This is a genomic window from Pseudomonas sp. FG35 (assembly GCF_057809295.1).
Genome location: NZ_JBMDJR010000006.1, coordinates 352,549 through 372,994, shown reverse-complemented (window position 1 = coordinate 372,994; position 20,446 = coordinate 352,549). Strand labels below are relative to the sequence as shown.

The 20,446-nt window shown below is 61.0% G+C and carries 12 protein-coding genes; 6 read left to right on the top strand and 6 right to left on the bottom strand.

From position 1 onward, the window contains the following. The 4 genes from aceF to msrA form a co-directional block, all read left to right on the top strand. On the top strand, positions 1–1,511 hold a 1,511-nt coding region (aceF, locus tag ACODTD_RS15045; RefSeq protein WP_489104973.1), incomplete at its 5' end, for a dihydrolipoyllysine-residue acetyltransferase. A gap of 279 nt (positions 1,512–1,790) precedes the next feature. Further along, positions 1,791–3,188, top strand: a complete 1,398-nt coding sequence (locus ACODTD_RS15040; RefSeq protein WP_489104972.1) for an alkaline phosphatase D family protein — start codon at positions 1,791–1,793, stop codon at positions 3,186–3,188. A gap of 239 nt (positions 3,189–3,427) precedes the next feature. Beyond that, positions 3,428–6,124, top strand: a complete 2,697-nt coding sequence (locus ACODTD_RS15035; RefSeq protein WP_011332126.1) for a putative bifunctional diguanylate cyclase/phosphodiesterase — start codon at positions 3,428–3,430, stop codon at positions 6,122–6,124. Between the two features lie 105 nt (positions 6,125–6,229). After that, positions 6,230–6,895 (top strand): peptide-methionine (S)-S-oxide reductase MsrA, encoded by a 666-nt coding sequence (msrA, locus tag ACODTD_RS15030; protein WP_285357171.1) that lies wholly within the window; start codon positions 6,230–6,232, stop codon positions 6,893–6,895. A 49-nt stretch (positions 6,896–6,944) separates the two neighbouring features. Here msrA and ACODTD_RS15025 read toward each other — a convergent pair whose 3' ends face one another. The 5 genes from ACODTD_RS15025 to putP form a co-directional block, all read right to left on the bottom strand. Further along, positions 6,945–7,784: a 23S rRNA (adenine(2030)-N(6))-methyltransferase RlmJ gene (locus tag ACODTD_RS15025; protein WP_011332124.1), complete on the bottom strand. Its 840-nt coding sequence runs from the start codon at positions 7,782–7,784 to the stop codon at positions 6,945–6,947. A 303-nt stretch (positions 7,785–8,087) separates the two neighbouring features. Then, the gene (locus tag ACODTD_RS15020; RefSeq protein WP_201817164.1) at positions 8,088–8,405 is read right to left on the bottom strand and encodes a hypothetical protein; all 318 of its coding nucleotides are present in this window, start codon (positions 8,403–8,405) and stop codon (positions 8,088–8,090) included. Between the two features lie 329 nt (positions 8,406–8,734). Further along, positions 8,735–9,415, bottom strand: a complete 681-nt coding sequence (locus ACODTD_RS15015) for a DUF4123 domain-containing protein (RefSeq protein WP_489104976.1) — start codon at positions 9,413–9,415, stop codon at positions 8,735–8,737. Between the two features lie 16 nt (positions 9,416–9,431). Then, the gene (locus ACODTD_RS15010) at positions 9,432–11,447 is read right to left on the bottom strand and encodes a type VI secretion system Vgr family protein (protein WP_489104971.1); all 2,016 of its coding nucleotides are present in this window, start codon (positions 11,445–11,447) and stop codon (positions 9,432–9,434) included. Between the two features lie 227 nt (positions 11,448–11,674). Beyond that, positions 11,675–13,159, bottom strand: coding sequence for a sodium/proline symporter PutP (putP, locus tag ACODTD_RS15005; protein ID WP_011332119.1), 1,485 nt, complete (start codon positions 13,157–13,159; stop codon positions 11,675–11,677). A gap of 456 nt (positions 13,160–13,615) precedes the next feature. Here putP and putA point away from each other — a divergent pair, with 456 nt between their 5' ends. Together putA and ACODTD_RS14995 are read left to right on the top strand one after the other, a co-directional pair. After that, on the top strand, positions 13,616–17,569 hold the full coding sequence (gene putA / locus ACODTD_RS15000) for a trifunctional transcriptional regulator/proline dehydrogenase/L-glutamate gamma-semialdehyde dehydrogenase (RefSeq protein ID WP_011332118.1): 3,954 nt from the start codon (positions 13,616–13,618) through the stop codon (positions 17,567–17,569). A 143-nt stretch (positions 17,570–17,712) separates the two neighbouring features. Continuing rightward, positions 17,713–19,515, top strand: a complete 1,803-nt coding sequence (locus ACODTD_RS14995; protein WP_011332117.1) for an acyl-CoA dehydrogenase — start codon at positions 17,713–17,715, stop codon at positions 19,513–19,515. A 64-nt stretch (positions 19,516–19,579) separates the two neighbouring features. Here the strand turns inward: ACODTD_RS14995 and ACODTD_RS14990 are convergent, their stop codons facing one another. Next, entirely contained in the window at positions 19,580–20,311 is a 732-nt protein-coding gene (locus tag ACODTD_RS14990) for a methyl-accepting chemotaxis protein (RefSeq protein WP_425273009.1), read from the bottom strand. Positions 20,312–20,446 lie beyond the last annotated feature (135 nt).

Sequence of the window (20,446 nt, the reverse complement as noted above, 5' to 3'; positions counted from 1 at the left end):
CGCTGATCACCCTGGAATCCGACAAGGCGAGCATGGAAATCCCGTCGCCTGCCGCTGGCGTGGTCAAGGCTATCAGCGTCAAGTTGAACGACGAAGTCGGCACCGGCGACCTGATCCTGGATCTGGAAGTGGCGGGTGCTGCGGCCCCTGCGGCTGCCGCTCCGGCCCAGGCTGCTGCGCCAGCCGCTGCGCCGGCGCCGGCTGCTGCACCTGCCGCACCGGTTGCCGACAGCGTTCAGGACATCCACGTTCCGGACATCGGCTCGGCCGGCAAGGCCAAGATCATCGAAGTGTTGGTCAAGGCTGGCGACAGCGTTGAAGCCGACCAGTCGCTGATCACCCTGGAATCCGACAAGGCGAGCATGGAAATCCCGTCGCCTGCCGCCGGCGTGGTGGAAAGCATTTCCATCAAGCTGGACGACGAAGTCGGCACTGGCGATCTGATCCTCAAGCTGAAAGTCAAAGGCGCCGCTCCGGCTGCTGCCCCGGCTCCAGCTGCCGCTGCCGCTCCGAGCGCTCCGGCGCCAGCTGCTGCTCCGGCTGCCGCTGCACCTGCTGCCGCTCCGGTTGCTGCTCCAGCCAAGCCTGGTGCGAAAGTTCACGCCGGCCCTGCCGTGCGTCAACTGGCTCGCGAGTTCGGCGTCGAGCTGAGCGCTGTCGGCGCCAGCGGTCCGCACGGTCGCATCCTGAAAGAAGACGTGCAGACCTACGTCAAAGCCATGATGCAGAAGGCCAAGGAAGCACCGGCCGCGGCTGCTGGCGCAACCGGTGGCGCGGGCATCCCGCCGATTCCGGTCGTCGACTTCAGCCGTTTCGGCGAAATCGAAGAAGTGCCGATGACCCGCCTGATGCAGGTCGGCGCCGCCAACCTGCACCGCAGCTGGCTGAACGTGCCGCACGTGACGCAATTCGACTCGGCGGATATCACCGAGCTGGAAGCGTTCCGCACCGCACAGAAAGCTGTCGCAGAGAAGGCTGGCGTCAAGCTGACCATTCTGCCGCTGCTGCTCAAGTCCTGCGCACACCTGCTCAAGGAACTGCCGGACTTCAACAGCTCGCTGGCGCCAAGCGGCAAGGCGATCATCCGCAAGAAATACGTGAACATCGGCTTCGCCGTCGACACCCCGGATGGCCTGCTGGTACCGGTCATCAAGAACGTCGACCAGAAGAGCCTGCTGCAACTGGCCGCCGAAGCCGCTTCCCTGGCTGAAAAAGCCCGGACCAAGAAGCTCTCGTCGGACGAGATGCAAGGCGCCTGCTTCACCATTTCCAGCCTCGGCCACATTGGCGGCACCGGCTTCACGCCGATCGTCAACGCGCCGGAAGTGGCGATCCTCGGTGTTTCCAAGGCAACCATCCAGCCAGTCTGGGACGGCAAAGCCTTCCAGCCGAAACTGATGCTGCCACTGTCGCTGTCCTATGATCACCGTGTGATCAACGGCGCCGCTGCTGCACGCTTCACCAAGCGTCTGAGCGACCTGCTGGCGGACATCCGCACCATCCTGCTGTAAAGCGCTCGGCCCTCCGGCAACGGAGGGCCGACTGCGTTCCACGTTTTCGAGCGCCACACGCTCGTACCTCAACCCCGTCAGTTTGGCGGGGCTTTTTTTTGTCTGAAATAACTGCCGCCCGCACTTTTCCCACAACTTTTTCTGATTTAAGCCACGAGCTTAGTCCACATCCTATCGACATTTTTCAGCGGCAGACAACTAACCTTGGCACATCAAAGTTAAACCAATAAAACCGGGAAACTTTATTCCTTACTATTATTCATTCGAATGGATTCGAACATGCTGAAACCTACTGTCGGCCCGATCATTGGTCACACAACAACTAATCAGGCGCGAATCTTTATTCGTGGCGGGCTGCAACATAACGCGGCCGTATTTGCCGGCATCCGTTACCGAACATTGGATTCCAAACAATGGCAACCGAGCCAGTTTGTCAAACTCGATCCAACCCGTGACATGACTGAAGTGCTGGTGCTCGATCATTTGCAAGCCGACACGGACTACGAATACCAGACCGGCTGGTTCAGCCCGATGAATCCTGTCCATACCATCCACAGCGTGGCGGAGTTGCCGCTGCAATGGCCACGGGAGACTTATCGCCTGCGCACCCGCAGCCATCAGCCCTTACAACCCCGCGCCTACATCCTCGGTTCGTGTCGCTACCTGCGCATGACATCCGGCATCCCGGTGCTCCCGCATCTGGGCGACCGGATCTTCGCTTCCATCAGCCAATTGATCGAAGGCGCACAACCTGCGATCAGCGCCATCATGATGTGTGGCGATCAGATCTATGCCGACGATCTGAACCTGTTCGCTCCGGACCGCGACTATGACGAGATCATTGCAAAGTATCGTGCGGCGTTTTCCCTGCCTAACATTCGACGACTGATGTCCGGCACTTCGACTTACATGATTCTGGATGATCATGAAATAGAAGATAACTGGCCAATGAACGCCGAAAAATCCGACGACATACTGTTTCGCAATGCAATGGCGGCTTACGAAATCTATCAAGCAAGTCATAGCCCGATCTGCTCGACAACAACTAACGGCACAATCGACCTAACTTCGCTGAAGCACTACTGGTATCAATTCAGCGACGGCGATATCGAATGGTTTGTGACGGACAGTCGAACTCGCCGCAACTTGTCGAGGGACAACCGCCGCCTCCTCGACGAAGAACAGGAACAGGCCCTGTGCAAGTGGCTGGTCGAAAGCCCGGCGCGGGTCAAGTTCGTGGTCACCAGCGTCATGTTCTACCCTGACCGCAAATTGAACGGCGATGATGCCTGGGCAGGCTTCCCCGAACAGCGCCTGCGTCTGCTGGAAACCATCCGCCGGCATCGGATCAGGAACGTCGTGTTCATTTCCGGCGATGTGCATGGTTCGCTGACCAGTCGCCTGAGCCACAGCGAAGACCCGGAGTTTGAAGTCCACACCGTCGTGTCTTCGCCGCTGAGCAACAGCAAACTGCTGCCCTACGCCACCGCCGCGACCTTCACGCTTGATCAGCCACTGGCGCAGACCGAGGCAGGCACATACCGGCACGCGCTGACCAGCCAGGTCATCAGCCAGGACAACTTTGCACACATAGTGGTCGAGGCCGAGCGGATCCAGGTCAACTATCACGACCGGGATGGCAGGCACCTGCAATCCATCGATATTCCGTTGCGATGAAATCCAGCGGCACGACCGTTCCGGATGCCGGAAGGCTCTGGAACGGTCATCTGCGCGCTTGATCGCATTAGTTTCCGGCAAGTGCTGGAGAAATGTTCACTGCCGCCGACATATTCTTATAGCACTTGGCCTTCATGTCTCTTGTCAGTCGGTGCCGCAATGATGCAACCTTGCCGCAGGCAACAGTAAAGAGGGCGAGAGCCCGGCGCGTTCAGCAAATTTCCAAGCGAGTTCCCTTCATGAAGAGCCAACCCGATGCCGCCAGCCGTATGGTGGCCGAGGTAGTGACGCAGTTGCCTGTGCCCTCGCGGCTCGGCATGCTGCGTTTCGAGCGCTTGAATGAAGCCAGTTGGGCCATGTTGTTTCTCGATCCCAACTGTGAACGCCAGTTCGGCCAGCCCGCCGTCGAACTTTGCGCCTTGGTCGGCTCGCCCTACGCCAGCCTGATGGAGCCCGAAGCGCGCTATCAGTTGCATGACGCAATCCAGCAACAACTCGGCCAAAGCCCGCATTACCTGGTGCGCTATACCCTGCACACCGCCGCCGGCGCGCTGAGCATTCTTGAACTGGGCGAAGCCTACAAACAGCACAACCGCCACTTGCTGCGCGGTTACTTGCTGGCGGTCGACAATGTGTTCGACGAGACACCTTCGCTGCCGTCCGTCGACCTTGAAACCCAGAATTCACGCCTGCAAATCGCCCTTGAGCTCAATCAGCGTGCCCAGCAGGAACAACTGCAGCATCTGGAACGGGTGCGAGCCCAACAGGACCTGATCCTGTTGCTGGCCCGCCAGCGCTACAGCAGCCAGAACTCCCTGCAGGAAGCGGCCGAGCTGATCACCCGCTGCGCTTGCGATATCTACGAAATCGACTGTGCCAGCCTGTGGAACCTCGAAGGCCAGAAGCTGGTGCCAATCTCGGCGTATCACCGCGCCACCCAGGAATACATTCTGCCGGACGTGATCGACGTCAGCGGCTTCCCCGATTACATGGACGCGCTGCACGGTAGCCGCGCCATCGACGCGCACAACGCAATGCGCGACCCGCGTACCCGGGAAATGGCCGAAGCCCTGCGCCCGCGTGACGTTAACGCCATGCTCGACGCCAGCATCCGCGTCGACGGCCAGGTGGTCGGCGTGTTGTGCCTGGAGCAGACCGGTGTCACCCGCGCCTGGCAGTCCGACGAAATCGCCTTTGCCGGTGAACTGGCCGACCAGTTCGCCCAGGTCATCAACAACCACAATCGCCGCACCGCCACCAGCGCCCTGCACCTGTTCCAGCGCGCGGTCGAGCAAAGCGCCAACGCCTTCCTGCTGGTCAATTGCGACGGCGTGGTCGAGTACGTCAATCCGAGCTTCACCGCGATCACCCAGTACACCACTGAGGAAGTCCACGGCCAGCGCCTGTCGGAGCTGCCGGCCCTGGAAAACCTCAGCGAGCTGCTGTTCGACGCGCCCTCGGCGCTGGCCAAAAGCAATAGCTGGCAGGGCGAATTCAAAAGCCGCCGGAAAAACCTCGAACCCTACTGGGGCCAGTTGTCGATTTCCAAGGTCTACGGTGACAACCGTGAGCTGACGCATTACATCGGCATTTACGAAGACATCACCCAGACCAAACTGGCGCAGCAGCGCATCGAGCGCCTGGCCTACACCGACAACCTGACCAACCTCGGCAACCGGCCTGCATTTATCCGCAACCTGGATGAACGCTTCGCCCGTGACAGCGATACCCCGATCAGCCTGCTGCTGGTGGACATCGACAACTTCAAGCGGATCAACGACAGCCTCGGCCACCAGACCGGTGACAAGCTGTTGATCAGCCTGGCCCGGCGCCTGCGCAACAGCCTGAGCCCCAGCGGCAGCCTGGCGCGGTTCGCCAGTAATGAATTCGCGGTGTTGCTCGACGACACTGACCTTGCCACCGGGCAGCAGATCGCCAATCAATTGCTGGCGACGCTGGATAAACCGATGTTCGTCGACAACCAGTTGATCAGCGTCACCGGCTCCGTGGGCCTGGCCTGCGCGCCGCTACACGGCCGCGACCCGCAGACCCTGATGCGCAACGCCGGCCTCGCCCTGCACAAGGCCAAGGCCAACGGTAAACATCAGGTCCAGGTGTTCACCGAAGCGCTGAACGCCGAGGCCAGCTACAAACTGTTCGTCGAGAACAACCTGCGCCGCGCTCTGACCCAGAACGAGCTGGACGTGTTCTATCAGCCCAAGCTGTGCCTGCGCAGCGGTCGCCTGCTGGGCATGGAAGCGCTGCTGCGCTGGAATCATCCGGAGCGCGGCATGATCCGCCCGGATCAGTTCATCAGCGTCGCCGAGGAAACCGGCCTGATCATCCCGATCGGCAAGTGGATCGCCCGCCAGGCCTGCCGCATGAGCAAGGCGCTGACCGCCGCCGGCATGGGCAATCTGCAAGTGGCGATCAACCTGTCGCCCAAGCAGTTTTCCGACCCGGATCTGGTGGCCTCGATCGCCAACATCCTCAAGGAAGAAGCGCTGCCGGCCAATCTGCTGGAACTGGAACTGACCGAAGGCCTGCTGCTGGAAGCCACCGAAGACACCCACTTGCAGCTCGACCAGCTCAAGCGTCTGGGCCTGACCCTGGCCATGGACGACTTCGGAACCGGTTACTCGTCGCTCAGCTACCTGAAAAAATTCCCGATCGACATCATCAAGATCGATCGCAGCTTCATCCACGAAATCCCGGACAACCAGGACGACATGGAAATCACCTCCGCCGTGATCGCCATGGCCCACAACCTGAAACTCAAGGTCGTGGCCGAAGGCATCGAGACCGCCGAGCAACTGGCGTTCCTGCGCCGGCACCGCTGCGACGTTGGCCAGGGCTATCTGTTCGACCGGCCGATTCCGGGCGGCGAGCTGATCCAGGCACTCAAGCGCTACCCGCGTGGCCCACTCTCTCTGTAACCCACCGGACACTATCCGCACATTTTGCCTGGTGATTAACCGGGCATCATTGGGCACACTGTGGGTCAGCTTATAGACATCCCATCCTGACTGAGAGGAACGATCATGGTTCTGCGCTCGGAAATTCTGGTGAACAAAAACGTGCTACCGACTAAAGAACAAGCTCTGCCTGGCCGCGAAACCGCAATGACCCTGCCTGAAAAGCACTTTGTGTTCGAAGACACGCCGCTGCTCGGCCCGTTTTTCGAAGACGTCGACTTCGCAATCTTCGGGCTGGGCTGCTTCTGGGGTGCCGAGCGCCGCTTCTGGCAGCGCGAAGGCGTGGTCAGCACCGTGGTCGGTTACGCCGGCGGTTTCACGCCGAACCCGACCTACGAAGAAGTCTGCTCGGGCCTGACCGGCCACGCTGAAGTGGTGCTGGTGGTGTTCGACAAGGCCAAGGTCAGCTACGAAGAGCTGCTGGCGATGTTCTGGGAATTGCACAACCCGACGCAGGGCATGCGTCAGGGCAATGACATCGGCACCCAGTACCGTTCGGTGATCTACGCGACCCATCCGGAGCAACTGGAGGCGGCGTTGAAGAGCAAGGCTGTTTATCAGGCCGAACTGTCGAAGGCGGGTCTGGGTGAAATCAGCACCGAGATTGAACAGGCGCCGACGGTTTACTTCGCCGAGGCCTATCACCAGCAGTATCTGGCGAAAAACCCGGAAGGCTATTGCGGGATTGGCGGCACTGGCGTGTGCATGCCGCCGAGTCTGGCGGGTAACTAAGCCCGCCCTGATCGCTCCCGCGCTTAGCGTGGGAGCGATTGACGGTTGATCAGCTCTCGGCGATCAACCAATCCATCTGCCACCCACCCTGGGTCTGGCCCAGTTTCTTGGACAACCACGGCAGCAGCTCACGCAATTCTTCCTCCAGCCCCCACGGCGGATTGGCAATCGCCAGGCCAGAGCCGTTAAGGCTGTTCGGCGTATCCAGTGGATGCACCAGCAACTCGACCCGCAGCAACTTCGGCGCACCGGTGCCGGCCAGATCCTGATAGAAACGACGCAATGCGCGCTGATCCTTCACCGGATACCAGATGGCCGCGACGGTCTGGCGCATCCGCGAGATCGCCTCTCTCAGCGACGCCGCACAACGCTGCATCTCGTCGAGCTTCTCGAACGGCGGATCGATCAGCATCACCGCACGCTTCTCGGCCACCGGCAGCAACGCCCGCGCCACATGCCAGCCCTCCCCCAGATGCACGGCCACACGGCGGTCGCCCTTCATGTTGTCCTTGAGCAGCACGCCGTCTTCCGGGTGCTTCTCGTTGAGCAGCACGCGATCCTGGGAACGGGTCAGACGCCGCGCCAGTTCCGGCGAACCCGGGTAGTAGCGCAACTGGCCGTCCGGGTTCATCTCGTGCAGCACGTTCATGTAGTCCGCGGTCAGCGCCGGCAGATCCGGCTGGTCCCACAACCGCGCGATGCCTTCCAGGTACTCGCCGGTACGATTCGCCTGATCACCCTGCAGGTCATACAGACCGATGCCGGCGTGGCTGTCGAGATAGGCAAACGGCTGCTCCTTGCGCGACATCAGGGCGATGAGGCGGGTCAAGGTCAGGTGTTTGAACACATCGGCGTGATTGCCGGCATGGAAGGCGTGACGATAATTCATGGCTGCTCCTGCGAGGGCCGTGAAGTTTACCTTTTACCGGGCGGCAAGTCAGGGGTTGGGGGCTGAGTGGGTGGTCTTGCTGTCGGGTACATCCTTGAGAAACCCCTCACCCTAACCCTCTCCCAAAGGGAGAGGGGACTGACGGAGGTGATCTTTCGGTTTGCATCGACCTGAAAAATCACCGCGACCTAAGGCTTGGCCAAGCCAAGTTCACCACCGAAGTTGCAGGTCGGCGTACGTCACCTATTCACCTTGGTCGGTCCCCTCTCCCTCGGGGAGAGGGCTAGGGTGAGGGGATGGGATCTAAGGCCGGTCACGCAACCTGCGGCCAATCACATCCAACACATCACAGCCATCACGCAGCGGAATCACGCAGAGCTGGGCGAAGTCGCTGAGGATGAACGAGTCGCACTCGACCGAGCCGCGCATGCACATGTTTTCCAGGACCTGGATCACGGCGCGGATGCGGTAGTTGGCGGCGTCCATCAGGATGTCGAGCGGGGCGTGGGTGTCGATGAACAGGGTGGGCATGTCGTTGCAGTTGCTGGTCAGCGCCATGAGGCGGTTGTCGGGGTGGGGGATGAAGGGCTCGTAGGGTGGATCTGGATGAAGCGTGCTCATTGTTTAATCCTCTGGTAGTGAAAGAGGCGCACACCGTTTCCCTCCTACAGGATTGGGTGGCAGCCATGCGCGGGGTAGGAGGACTGAGACCAGAGCACTCAGCCACGCCGAAGCGTGCCCGCGCATAACCGCCGCAAAGGATCTTACGGTCGAGCGAAGACTGCCGCAAATCGGGCAACGACGCTTATGCACTGCTCTGAAATCAGGGCTCCTACGCCCTGTCTCCACTCGCGGAGACAGCCAAAGACTATCCCCGCAGCACCGCGCCCACCAGTTCACGCAAACCGCCGCAACTCGCGGGAAACGTCCGAAGCCTTTGCCCGGAAATTTCACTCTGACTCGTCCCGCAAGTAGTCCAGCAATGCCGAAGCCGACGATTCGTCCGACGCCGAAACCGCAAAAAACCTGACAACCTTGCAACGCAAAACGTCGGCGGGAAACGCCTCGAACAACGCCGGCTGTTCCTCACTCAACCACTGCAAGGCGTTGTTGATCCGGGCGTCGCCGCCGAATTGCGCCAGCAGCTTTTCCGGCACCGACCACCAAGGAAACTCCCGACCCGAGACCCGCGCCCTGCCCCCGATCTCGACGGTCTGACCATTGATCAATCCTCGCGTGAGGACCGGTAGCAATTGCCCGGCATCCACCTCGGACGACTCAAGGATCGGCAACAAAAACCGCCCATCCCAAAACCGGAAGAACACTGCTTTCCCATCCGGCATCAGCACCTGAGTCAAACTGCGAAAGTGCTCGACCACCACCTCAAGCCCCGCCGAAGAAACCGCCAGCCAACCCCAGTCGCGGGATTCGGTGGTCGCGATCCAATCCAGAAACTCACTGCCCGCGTCGACGATTCCCACGTAGGGCATCACCGCATCCCACTCGGTATAGATCGTTTCCACCCAGACCGGTTTCGGCATCTGCGCTTTCAGCGGCCAGGCCTTCAGTGGCTCTGCCGCACTGGCGCTACTGAAAATCGCAAACAACTGCTCCGACGGCTTCAGCGGCACATCCTTCAACCATTGATCAGCCTGCACAGACACCCTCCTTACAGCGCTCGCATTCTTCGCAGAACGGCGCGTCTCCTTTGAGGCTCATGATTTGCGCGGCAGTCAGAATCGCAGCCGGTGCCGCCGTCAGTTTTTCCGGCAAGCCCGGCACTGTCGGCGCCGCACTTATCGCCGCCATCGGCGCGCCGCCCACCACAATTGGCACGCTGCTGAAGATCCCGCCGGGGCCAATGTTGATCCACTGCCCGCCCGCCTGAATCGTCGCGCTCGCCCCGCCGTCGATCACTACCTGCTGGCCGGCGCTGACGTGGAATTGACCACTGGCATTGATAGCCTGATTGCTTACGCGGATGTGTCGGTCGCCGGTCACCGTGAGGTGGTCGTCCTGCTTCACCTCGGTCTGACGCTGGCCGTGGGTGATGCGCTGTTCATCGGCTTTCAGCTCGTGCTTGGCGAGGCCTGTGACGACAACGCTGCGCTGGTTATCCACTTGCACCTGCTGATCGTTCAATACGTGCTGGGTCCAGTTTCGCTGGGCCCGCAGGTAGATTTCCTCGGCGCCTTTGCGATCTTCGATACGCAATTCGTTGTAGCCTCCACCGCCGGGACTACTCTGGCTGCGGAAAATACTGCGGGTCTTGTCGGCCGGCAGATCCAGCGGCACCGGCGTGGCGGCGTTCGGCAGGCAACCCATGACCAGCGGTTTGTCGGCATCGGAATCGATGAACCCCACCAGCACTTCCATGCCGACCCGCGGAATCAGCACGCTGCCATAACGATCATGAGCCCAACCGCTGGCAACCCGCAGCCAGCAGCTGGAATGCTCGTTGAGTTCACCGTCGCGATCCCAGGCCAGTTGCACCTTGACCCGGCCGTACTCGTCGCAATGGATTTCACTGTCTTGCGGGCCGGTGACCACGGCCGGTTGATAGCCGAGCATCCGTGGTTTTTCCGGGCCCATCGGCGGGCGGAAGAGCACGTCCCACGGCGTGGCGAGAAAGGTATTACGGTAACCCTGGAATTCATCACCTTCGCTGGTCACCGATTCCTCCAGCACTTGCGGCTGTCGGCCACGGTGTTCGATAGCAGTCAGCAGCCAGAGGTCATTCAGATCCTGGCGCGGATGCTCGGTCAGTTGCAGGAAATGTCCACTGACCAAGGCAGATTGATCGCTGCGGCCCTCGGCCTGACGGTAGTCGGCGACATGCCGCTCAAGGGTGCGCTGGGCCAGTTGCTTGCCGGTTTCGCGCTCGGTGAACTGGCCGGGAAACTGGTAATCCTCCAGCACCGGGCGCTGCTCGCTTTCGGCGCGACTTTGCAGCGCCAGCCGGGGCTTGGTGAAGTCGTAATCACGCCGGGTGACCACGCTGGTGCGGGTCTCAACGCGTACGGTGAAACGCTTGATCGCCGGCGCCGATGCAGCCATGCCGCTTCCCGGCAGGTACAGCGTCGGCTCGGTCAGACGCGGGAATACCGTCTGATCGTCGCCGAACACCAACAGATGTCCGTCCGGGCTGTGCTGAAAGTGAAAATGAATACCGACTTCGGCACACAGGCGCTGGATGAACGCCAGATCGCTTTCGGCGTACTGCACACAATATTCACGGGGCGGGTAATCGCTGCCGAGGCGAAACGCGAAGGCATCGCGTAGGATCGCGTGATCCTTGAGGATCTGCGTCACGATCTGCGGCACGCTTTGATGTTGGAAGATTCGCTGATTGATCCGATGACCCAGGTAGGCCAGACGCGGAACGAGGCTGACGTGATAGCGGGTCAGACGCTTGCCGGAATCCCCCTGCCCGACCCGATAGATCTGACCGTGGATACCGGAACCTTCTTCATCAAAACTCAGAAAAGCCTGACAGTGCAGCAGGCTTTCCAGATCCAGATCCGGCCGTTCACTGACCAGCTCCAGGTCAAAGCGAAAGGGTTGGCTGATGGCTTCCTTGCCCGTGAACTCAAGGACCTTGAGGTCAAATTGGGCGCCTTCGACGGTCAACGTGAAACGCGGTTGATTGGCAGGCGCGAACATCCGATGTCTCTCTGCAGATTGAGGGCGGGCGATTCTGCATGAGGCGCGAGGGGTGAAGACGGGGTGACCGAAAAATCAGATTTCCCCTACTTGAAACTTCGATCTCCCCTTCAAAAATCGGCGCATTCGACTACAGACTTTTCCTTCAGAAAAATCGCAGGCAATAAAAAACGGCCCGCTTCCTTTAGGACGCGGGCCGTTTTCTGGTGAGTCTCAGCTCATTCCCATCACTTGTTCAGATGGAAATCCTTCTCGGCCGCTTCAAAACGCTGAACCATACCGGCGCTCGGCTGGCCCATCAGGCTGACGAAGTAGATCGCCAGGCTGGCGAAGATGAAGCCCGGAATGATTTCGTACAGACCCAGCAGTTCGAAATGCTTCCACACGATCACGGTGATCGCGCCGACCAGGATGCCGGCCAGTGCGCCGTCACGGGTCATTTTCTTCCAGATCACCGAGATCAGCACGACCGGACCGAAGGCTGCACCGAAACCGGCCCAGGCGTAGGACACCAGACCCAGCACACGGTTGTCCGGGTTGGCGGCCATCGCGATGGCGATCAGTGCAACCAGCAGCACCATGGCGCGACCGACCCATACCAGTTCGACTTGCGAAGCGGATTTACGCAGGAAAGCCTTGTAGAAGTCTTCGGTCAGGGCGCTCGAGCACACCAGCAACTGGCAGCTCAGGGTGCTCATCACCGCCGCGAGAATAGCCGACAACAGCACGCCTGCAATCCACGGGTTGAACAGGATTTTCGCCAGTTCGATGAACACACGCTCGTGGTTTTCGGTCACTGGACCTGCCACCTCCGGGTGCGCCGAGAAGTAAGCGATACCGAAGAAGCCCACGGCCACGGTACCGCCCAGGCACAGGATCATCCAGGTCATGGAGATGCGACGGGCGTTGGCGATGGATTTCACCGAATCAGCGGCCATGAAGCGCGCCAGGATGTGCGGCTGACCGAAGTAGCCCAGACCCCAACCCATCAGCGAGATGATGCCGATGAAAGTGGTGCCCTTGAGCATGTCGAAGTTGCTCGGGTCCTGTGCTTCGATCGCCAGGAACGTGGTGTCGACACCGCCGGTAGCCAGCAGCACGATGATCGGCGTCAGCAGCAGGGCGAAGATCATCAGGGTGGCTTGTACGGTGTCGGTCCAGCTCACCGCGAGGAAACCGCCGACGAAGGTGTAGGCAATCGTCGCCGCAGCACCGGCCCACAGCGCTGTCTCGTAGGACATGCCGAAGGTGCTTTCGAACAGACGGGCACCGGCCACGATGCCGGAAGCGCAGTAGATGGTGAAGAACACCAGAATCACCACTGCCGAAATGATCCGCAGCAGACCGCTCTTGTCTTCGAAACGGCTGGAGAAGTAGTCCGGCAGGGTCAGCGCGTCACCGTTGTGTTCGGTTTGAACACGCAGGCGACCGGCGACGAACAGCCAGTTCAGGTAGGCACCGACGATCAGGCCGATGGCGATCCAGCTTTCGGACAGGCCGGACATGTAGATGGCGCCCGGCAGGCCCATCAGCAACCAGCCGCTCATGTCGGAAGCGCCGGCGGACAATGCCGTCACCACGCTGCCGAGGCTGCGGCCACCCAGAATATAGTCAGAAAGGTTGTTGGTGGAGCGATAGGCCATGAAGCCGATCAGCACCATTGCTGCGATGTAGATCACGAACGTGATCAGGGTTGGATTGCTTGCGCTCATTACGTACGTGCCCTGGCTTTGTTTTTATGTAGCGGCGGCGGTTGCACCGTTTGCAGACTGACGCCTGACAGACGATTCGCACGGCCGCGCATTTATGACCAATGTTTCCCCAGGAAAGCCATTGGCCGGTGCGTCGGGTTTCCCCGGTTGCACCTTGGGCGCGAATCCTATGCAACAAAGCAAAACAGGTGCAACCAGTTTCTTGAGAATTAGTTGCACCCAGTCGGATTTATCCTACGGAAGTGGTTTTTTGCTCCCTTTTAACGCAGTCGCACAGCTTTTCTAGAAGCAAAAGCACCAAGCAAGAGCAGCACTTTCGTACCAGAAATTATTTCCTGACGAGCTGCAGAATATTCCGACAAAAAAGGGTTGCACCCGGTTGCACCTGTTTCGGCTCGCGGCTAATCTTGCCGCCAGCTGTTGTCGCGCAACTGCGGCACCTATGAGGATAAAAATATGGCTACCACCACCCTTGGGGTCAAACTTGACGACCCGACCCGCGAACGCCTGAAGGCCGCCGCAACCTCGATTGATCGCACACCGCACTGGCTGATCAAGCAGGCAATTTTCAATTACCTGGAAAAACTCGAGGGTGGTGCAACCCTGACCGAGCTGAACGGTTTGACCGCCAAGGACGCCGACGACGCGGGCGAAGTCCATACCGATCACGCTCACCAATGCTTCCTCGAATTCGCCGAAAGCATCCTGCCGCAATCGGTGCTGCGCGCCTCGATCACCGCCGCTTACCGACGCCCCGAGCCGGAAGTGGTGCCGATGCTGATCGAGCAGGCGCGCCTGCCGGCGCCGATGGCCGAAGCCACCAACAAACTCGCCGCAACCATCGCGGAAAAACTGCGTAACCAGAAGAGTGCCGGCGGTCGTGCAGGTATTGTTCAGGGCCTGTTGCAGGAATTTTCCCTGTCGTCCCAGGAAGGCGTGGCGCTGATGTGCCTGGCCGAAGCACTGCTGCGGATCCCGGACAAAGGCACTCGCGATGCGCTGATCCGCGACAAGATCAGCACCGGCAACTGGCAGCCGCACTTGGGCAACAGCCCGTCGCTGTTCGTCAACGCGGCGACCTGGGGTCTGTTGCTGACCGGCAAACTGGTTTCCACTCACAACGAAGCCGGCCTGACTTCGTCCCTGAGCCGCATCATCGGCAAGAGCGGCGAGCCGATGATCCGCAAGGGCGTCGACATGGCCATGCGCCTGATGGGCGAGCAGTTCGTTACCGGCGAAACCATCGCCGAAGCCCTGGCCAACGCGAGCAAGTTCGAAGCCAAGGGTTTCCGCTATTCCTACGACATGCTCGGTGAAGCGGCGCTGACCGAACACGACGCCCAGAAGTACCTGGCCTCGTACGAACAAGCCATTCACTCGATCGGCAAAGCGTCCCACGGCCGTGGGATTTATGAAGGTCCGGGCATCTCGATCAAGCTGTCGGCCCTGCACCCGCGTTACAGCCGTGCCCAGTACGAGCGCGTGATGGACGAGCTGTACCCGCGCCTGCTGTCGCTGACCCTGCTGGCCAAGCAATACGACATCGGCCTGAACATCGACGCCGAAGAAGCCGACCGCCTGGAGCTGTCGCTGGATCTGCTCGAGCGTCTGTGCTTCGAGCCGCAACTGACCGGCTGGAACGGCATCGGTTTCGTGATCCAGGCCTACCAGAAGCGTTGCCCGTACGTGATCGACTACGTGATCGACCTGGCTCGCCGCAGCCGTCATCGCCTGATGATCCGTCTGGTGAAAGGCGCGTACTGGGACAGCGAAATCAAGCGCGCCCAGGTCGAAGGCCTGGAAGGCTATCCGGTCTACACCCGCAAGGTGTACACCGACGTTTCCTACATCGCCTGCGCCCGCAAACTGTTGTCGGTGCCGGAAGTCATTTACCCGCAGTTCGCTACGCACAACGCCCACACCCTGTCGGCGATTTATCACATTGCCGGTCAGAACTATTACCCGGGCCAGTACGAATTCCAGTGCCTGCACGGCATGGGCGAACCGTTGTACGAACAGGTTGTAGGCAAGGTTTCCGAAGGCAAGCTGAACCGTCCGTGCCGCGTGTACGCTCCGGTCGGCACCCACGAAACCCTGCTGGCGTACCTCGTACGTCGTCTGCTGGAAAACGGTGCCAACACCTCGTTCGTCAACCGCATCGCCGACCAGTCGGTTTCGATTCAGGAGCTGGTGGCCGATCCGGTGGCACAGATCGAGCAGATGGCGACCGTGGAAGGTGGTTTCGGCCTGCCGCACCCGCGCATCCCGCTGCCGCGTGACCTGTATGGCTCCGAGCGCGCCAACTCTGCCGGCATCGACATGGCCAACGAACATCGTCTGGCGTCGCTGTCCTGCGCCCTGCTGGCCACCGCGCACAACAACTGGAAAGCCGCGCCGATGCTCGGTTGCGCCTCCAGCAACGAAGCGCCGGCACCGGTGCTGAACCCGTCCGATCTGCGTGACGTGGTCGGCCATGTGCAGGAAGCCACGGTCGAAGACGTCGACAACGCCATTCAATGCGCCCTGAACGCCGCACCGATCTGGCAGGCCACCCCGCCGGCCGAACGTGCCGCGATTCTGGAACGTGCCGCTGACTTGATGGAAGGCGAGATCCAGCCGCTGATGGGCCTGCTGGCCCGCGAAGCCGGCAAGACCTTCGCCAACGCCATCGCCGAAGTCCGCGAAGCCGTCGATTTCCTGCGTTATTACGCGGTGCAGGCACGCAACGATTTCAGCAACGACGCCCACCGCCCACTGGGCCCGGTGGTGTGCATCAGCCCATGGAACTTCCCGCTGGCGATCTTCAGCGGCCAAGTTGCCGCGGCACTGGCCGCCGGTAACCCGGTGCTGGCCAAACCGGCCGAACAGACTCCGCTGGTCGCCGCACAAGCCGTACGCCTGCTGCTCGAAGCCGGGATTCCGGAAGGCGTGCTGCAACTGCTGCCGGGTCGCGGTGAAACCGTCGGCGCCGGTCTGGTCGGCGATGAACGCGTCAAAGGCGTGATGTTCACCGGCTCCACCGAAGTCGCGCGTCTGCTGCAACGCAACATCGCCGGTCGCCTCGACAACCAGGGCCGTCCGATTCCGCTGATCGCCGAAACCGGCGGCCAGAACGCGATGATCGTCGACTCTTCGGCACTGACCGAACAGGTGGTGATCGACGTGGTGTCGTCGGCCTTCGACAGCGCCGGTCAGCGTTGCTCGGCCCTGCGCGTCCTGTGCTTGCAGGAAGATTCCGCTGATCGCGTCATCGAAATGCTTAAAGGTGCGATGGCTGAAAGCCGTCTCGGCAACCCGGAGCGCCTGTCCGTGGACATCGGCCCGGTGATCGACGCCGAAGCCAAGGCCGGCATCGAGAAGCACATCCAGGGCATGCGCGACAAAGGTCGCAACGTGTACCAGGTGGCTATTGCCGATACCGAGGAAGTCAAACGCGGCACCTTCGTCATGCCGACCCTGATCGAGCTGGAAAGCTTCGACGAACTGCAACGCGAGATCTTCGGCCCGGTGCTGCACGTGGTGCGCTACAAGCGTAAAGAGATCGACCAGTTGATCGCCCAGATCAACGCCTCCGGTTACGGCCTGACCCTCGGCGTGCACACCCGCATCGACGAGACCATCGCCAAGGTGATCGACAACGTCAACGCCGGTAACGTCTACGTCAACCGCAACATCGTGGGTGCCGTGGTCGGCGTCCAGCCATTCGGTGGTGAAGGCCTGTCGGGTACTGGCCCGAAAGCCGGTGGCCCGCTGTACCTGTACCGTCTGCTGTCGACGCGTCCTACCGATGCCATCGAACAATCCTTCGCTCGCGCTGATGCTGCCGTGGCGCCGGACGTTCGTCTGCGCGACGCCATGAGCAAACCGCTGACCGCTCTGAAAGCCTGGGCCGACAGCAACAAGTTCGCCGACCTGAGCACCCTGTGCGTGCAGTACGCGGCGCAGTCGCAAAGCGGTATCACCCGCGTACTGGCCGGCCCGACCGGCGAGAAGAACAGCTACGCGATCCTGCCGCGCGAGCACGTGCTGTGCCTGGCGGACATCGAAGGTGATCTGCTGACCCAACTCGCTGCAGTACTGGCAGTAGGCGGTTCGGCAGTCTGGCCGGAATCCGACACCAGCAAGGCATTGTTCGCACGCCTGCCGAAGGAAATTCAGGCGCGAATCAAACTGGTTTCCGACTGGAACAAGGACGACGTGGTGTTCGACGCGGTTCTGCATCACGGCCATTCCGACCAGTTGCGTGCGGTCTGCCAGCAGATCGCCAAGCGTGCCGGCGCCATCGTCGGGGTTCAGGGCCTGTCCCAGGGCGAGACCAACATTGCACTGGAGCGTCTGGTGATCGAGCGTGCGTTGAGCGTCAACACCGCGGCAGCAGGCGGCAACGCCAGTCTGATGACCATCGGTTAATCAGCAACTCTGTCAGCAACATAAAAATGGGCGCCCTCACCGGCGCCCATTTTTTTGGCCTCTCCATCACCGTTATCAATCTTCCTGTTCAGCCTTTATTCGCACGCCTAGACTCGGTTCATTCCAAAAAAAGGTAGGCCGCCATGTCCGAGACGCTGCTCAGTTCCCGCAATCTGGCTTTCGAGCTGTACGAAGTCCTCGATGCCGAGGGCCTGACCCGGCGCGAGCGGTTTGCCGAGCACAACCGCGAAACCTTCGATGCCGCCATCGGCACGGCGCGCAACATCGCCGAGAAGTACTTCGCACCGCACAACCGCAAGGGCGACGAGAACGAGCCGCGCTACGAGAACGGTCAGGCAATTCTGATTCCCGAGGTGAAACCGGCGGTGGATGCGTTCCTCGAAGCCGGATTCCTCAACGCGGCGCGCAGTTTCGACGCCGGCGGCATGCAACTTCCCACACTGTTGTCCCAGGCCTGCTTCGCCCACTTCCAGTCAGCCAACGCGGCGTCGACCTCCTATCCGTTCCTGACCATGGGTGCGGCCAACCTGATCGAAAGTTTCGGCACCGAAGAGCAGAAGCAACGCTTCCTTCAACCGATGATCGACGGCCGTTTCTTCGGCACCATGGCCCTGACCGAGCCCCATGCCGGTTCGTCGCTGTCGGATATTCGTACCCGAGCCGAGCCTGCGTCCGACGGCACTTATCGCCTCAAGGGCAACAAGATCTTCATCTCCGGCGGTGACCACCCGCTCTCGGAAAACATCGTGCACATGGTGCTGGCCAAGCTGCCGGACGCGCCGGCCGGGGTGAAAGGTATTTCACTGTTCATCGTGCCGAAGTTTCTGGTCAACGATGACGGCAGCCTGGGCAAGCGCAACGACGTGCTGCTGGCCGGGCTGTTCCACAAGATGGGCTGGCGCGGAACGACGTCCACGGCGCTGAACTTCGGCGATAACGGTGAGTGCGTCGGTTATCTGGTGGGCAAGCCGCATCACGGCTTGAGCTACATGTTCCAGATGATGAACGAAGCTCGGATCGGTGTCGGCATGGGCGCGGTGATGCTCGGTTACGCCGGTTACCTGTACTCGCTGGAATACGCCCGCGAACGGCCGCAGGGTCGGGTGCCGGACAGCAAGGACCCGACGACGGCGCCGGTGGCGATCATTCAGCACGCGGACGTCAGACGCATGCTGCTGACACAGAAATCCTACGTTGAAGGGGCGTTCGATCTCGGTCTGTATGCGGCGCGCCTGTTCGATGACACCACCACGCTGGAGATCGAAGCCGAGCGCAAACAGGCTCACGAGCTATTGGATTTGCTGACGCCGATCGTCAAATCCTGGCCGTCCGAGTTCTGCCTGAAGGCCAACGAACTGGCGATCCAGATTCTCGGCGGCCACGGTTACACCCGCGAATACCCGGTGGAGCAGTACTACCGCGACAATCGCCTGAACCCGATCCACGAAGGCACTCACGGCATTCAGTCGCTGGACTTGCTGGGACGCAAACTGGCGCAGAACGGTGGTGCCGGGCTCAAGCAACTGATTCGCCTGATCGCCAACACCGCCGAGCGCGCAGTCCCGTACGAATCCTTGACCGCACTGCGTGAGCCGTTGGAGAAACTGGTGGCGCGCTTGCAGAGCGTGACCATTGGTCTGCTGACCGACCTGGCTCAGGGCAAGGTCAACAGCAGCCTGGCGAACTCGGCGTTGTACCTGAAGGTGTTCGGGCATGCGGTGATTGGCTGGCGCTGGCTGGAGCAGGCGATTCGGGCGGAGGAAGGGTTGGCCAAAGGCAATGCGGCGGATGCCGACTTCTATAAGGGCAAGTTGCAGGCGGCGCGGTATTTCCTGACGTGGGAAGTGCCGGGCTGCCAGCATGAGCTGACGTTGCTGGAGGCGCGGGATGATACGTGTCTGGCAATGCAGGATGCGTGGTTCTGATCCCACGGTGATCGTTAGCGATCGTTCCCACGCAGAGCGTGGGAACGATCAATCTGACGACACATCAGCTCAACTTGAACCCACCCATCTGCCGCGCCAGATCATCCGCCAGCCGCTGCAACATCTGACAATCCTCACGACACGCCCGAACCTCCCCCGCCGTCGCCCGGGCCAGATCGGAAATGCCCTGTACGTTGCGGTTGATCTCCTCGGTCACCGCCGACTGCTCCTCAGTCGCTGTCGCCACCTGATGGTTCATGTCGCTGATGCGCTCGACCTGCCCGGTAATCGCCGTCAAAGACGCCCCGGTACGCTGGCTCGATTCGACTCCGGTACCCGTCGCGGCCTGCCCGGTGCGCATCGATGACACCGCATTCTCCGCGCCCTGTTTAAGGCTGCCGATCATCTGCTGAATCTCGTCGGTAGACGCCTGAGTCCGGCGCGCCAATGTCCGCACCTCGTCGGCCACCACTGCAAAACCACGCCCCATATCGCCGGCTCGAGCAGCCTCGATGGCAGCGTTCAACGCCAGCAGGTTGGTCTGCTCGGACACCCCGCGAATCACCGCCAGCACCTGATCGATCGACGCCACTTGATGCGCCAGCTCACCCACCGCGCCCGCCGCGACGCCAATTTCATCGGACATGCTTTCTATATGGCGAATCGAGCCGCCGACCACTTCCCGCGCCTGCATCGCTTCATCGCGGGCGGTTTGCGAGGCGAGTGCCGCATTACCGGCGTTCTGGGCGATTTCCTGCACGGTCAGGCCCATTTCGTGGACGGCGGTGGCAACCATGTCGGTCATTTCCTGCTGGCGGCCGGAGCGCTCGGCGGTGTTATCCACAACCCTGGCCACCTGGCCCACGGCAACGCGCAGACGCACGCTGGTGGTCAGCACTTCGCCGATCATCCCGCGCTGGCTGTCGAGGAA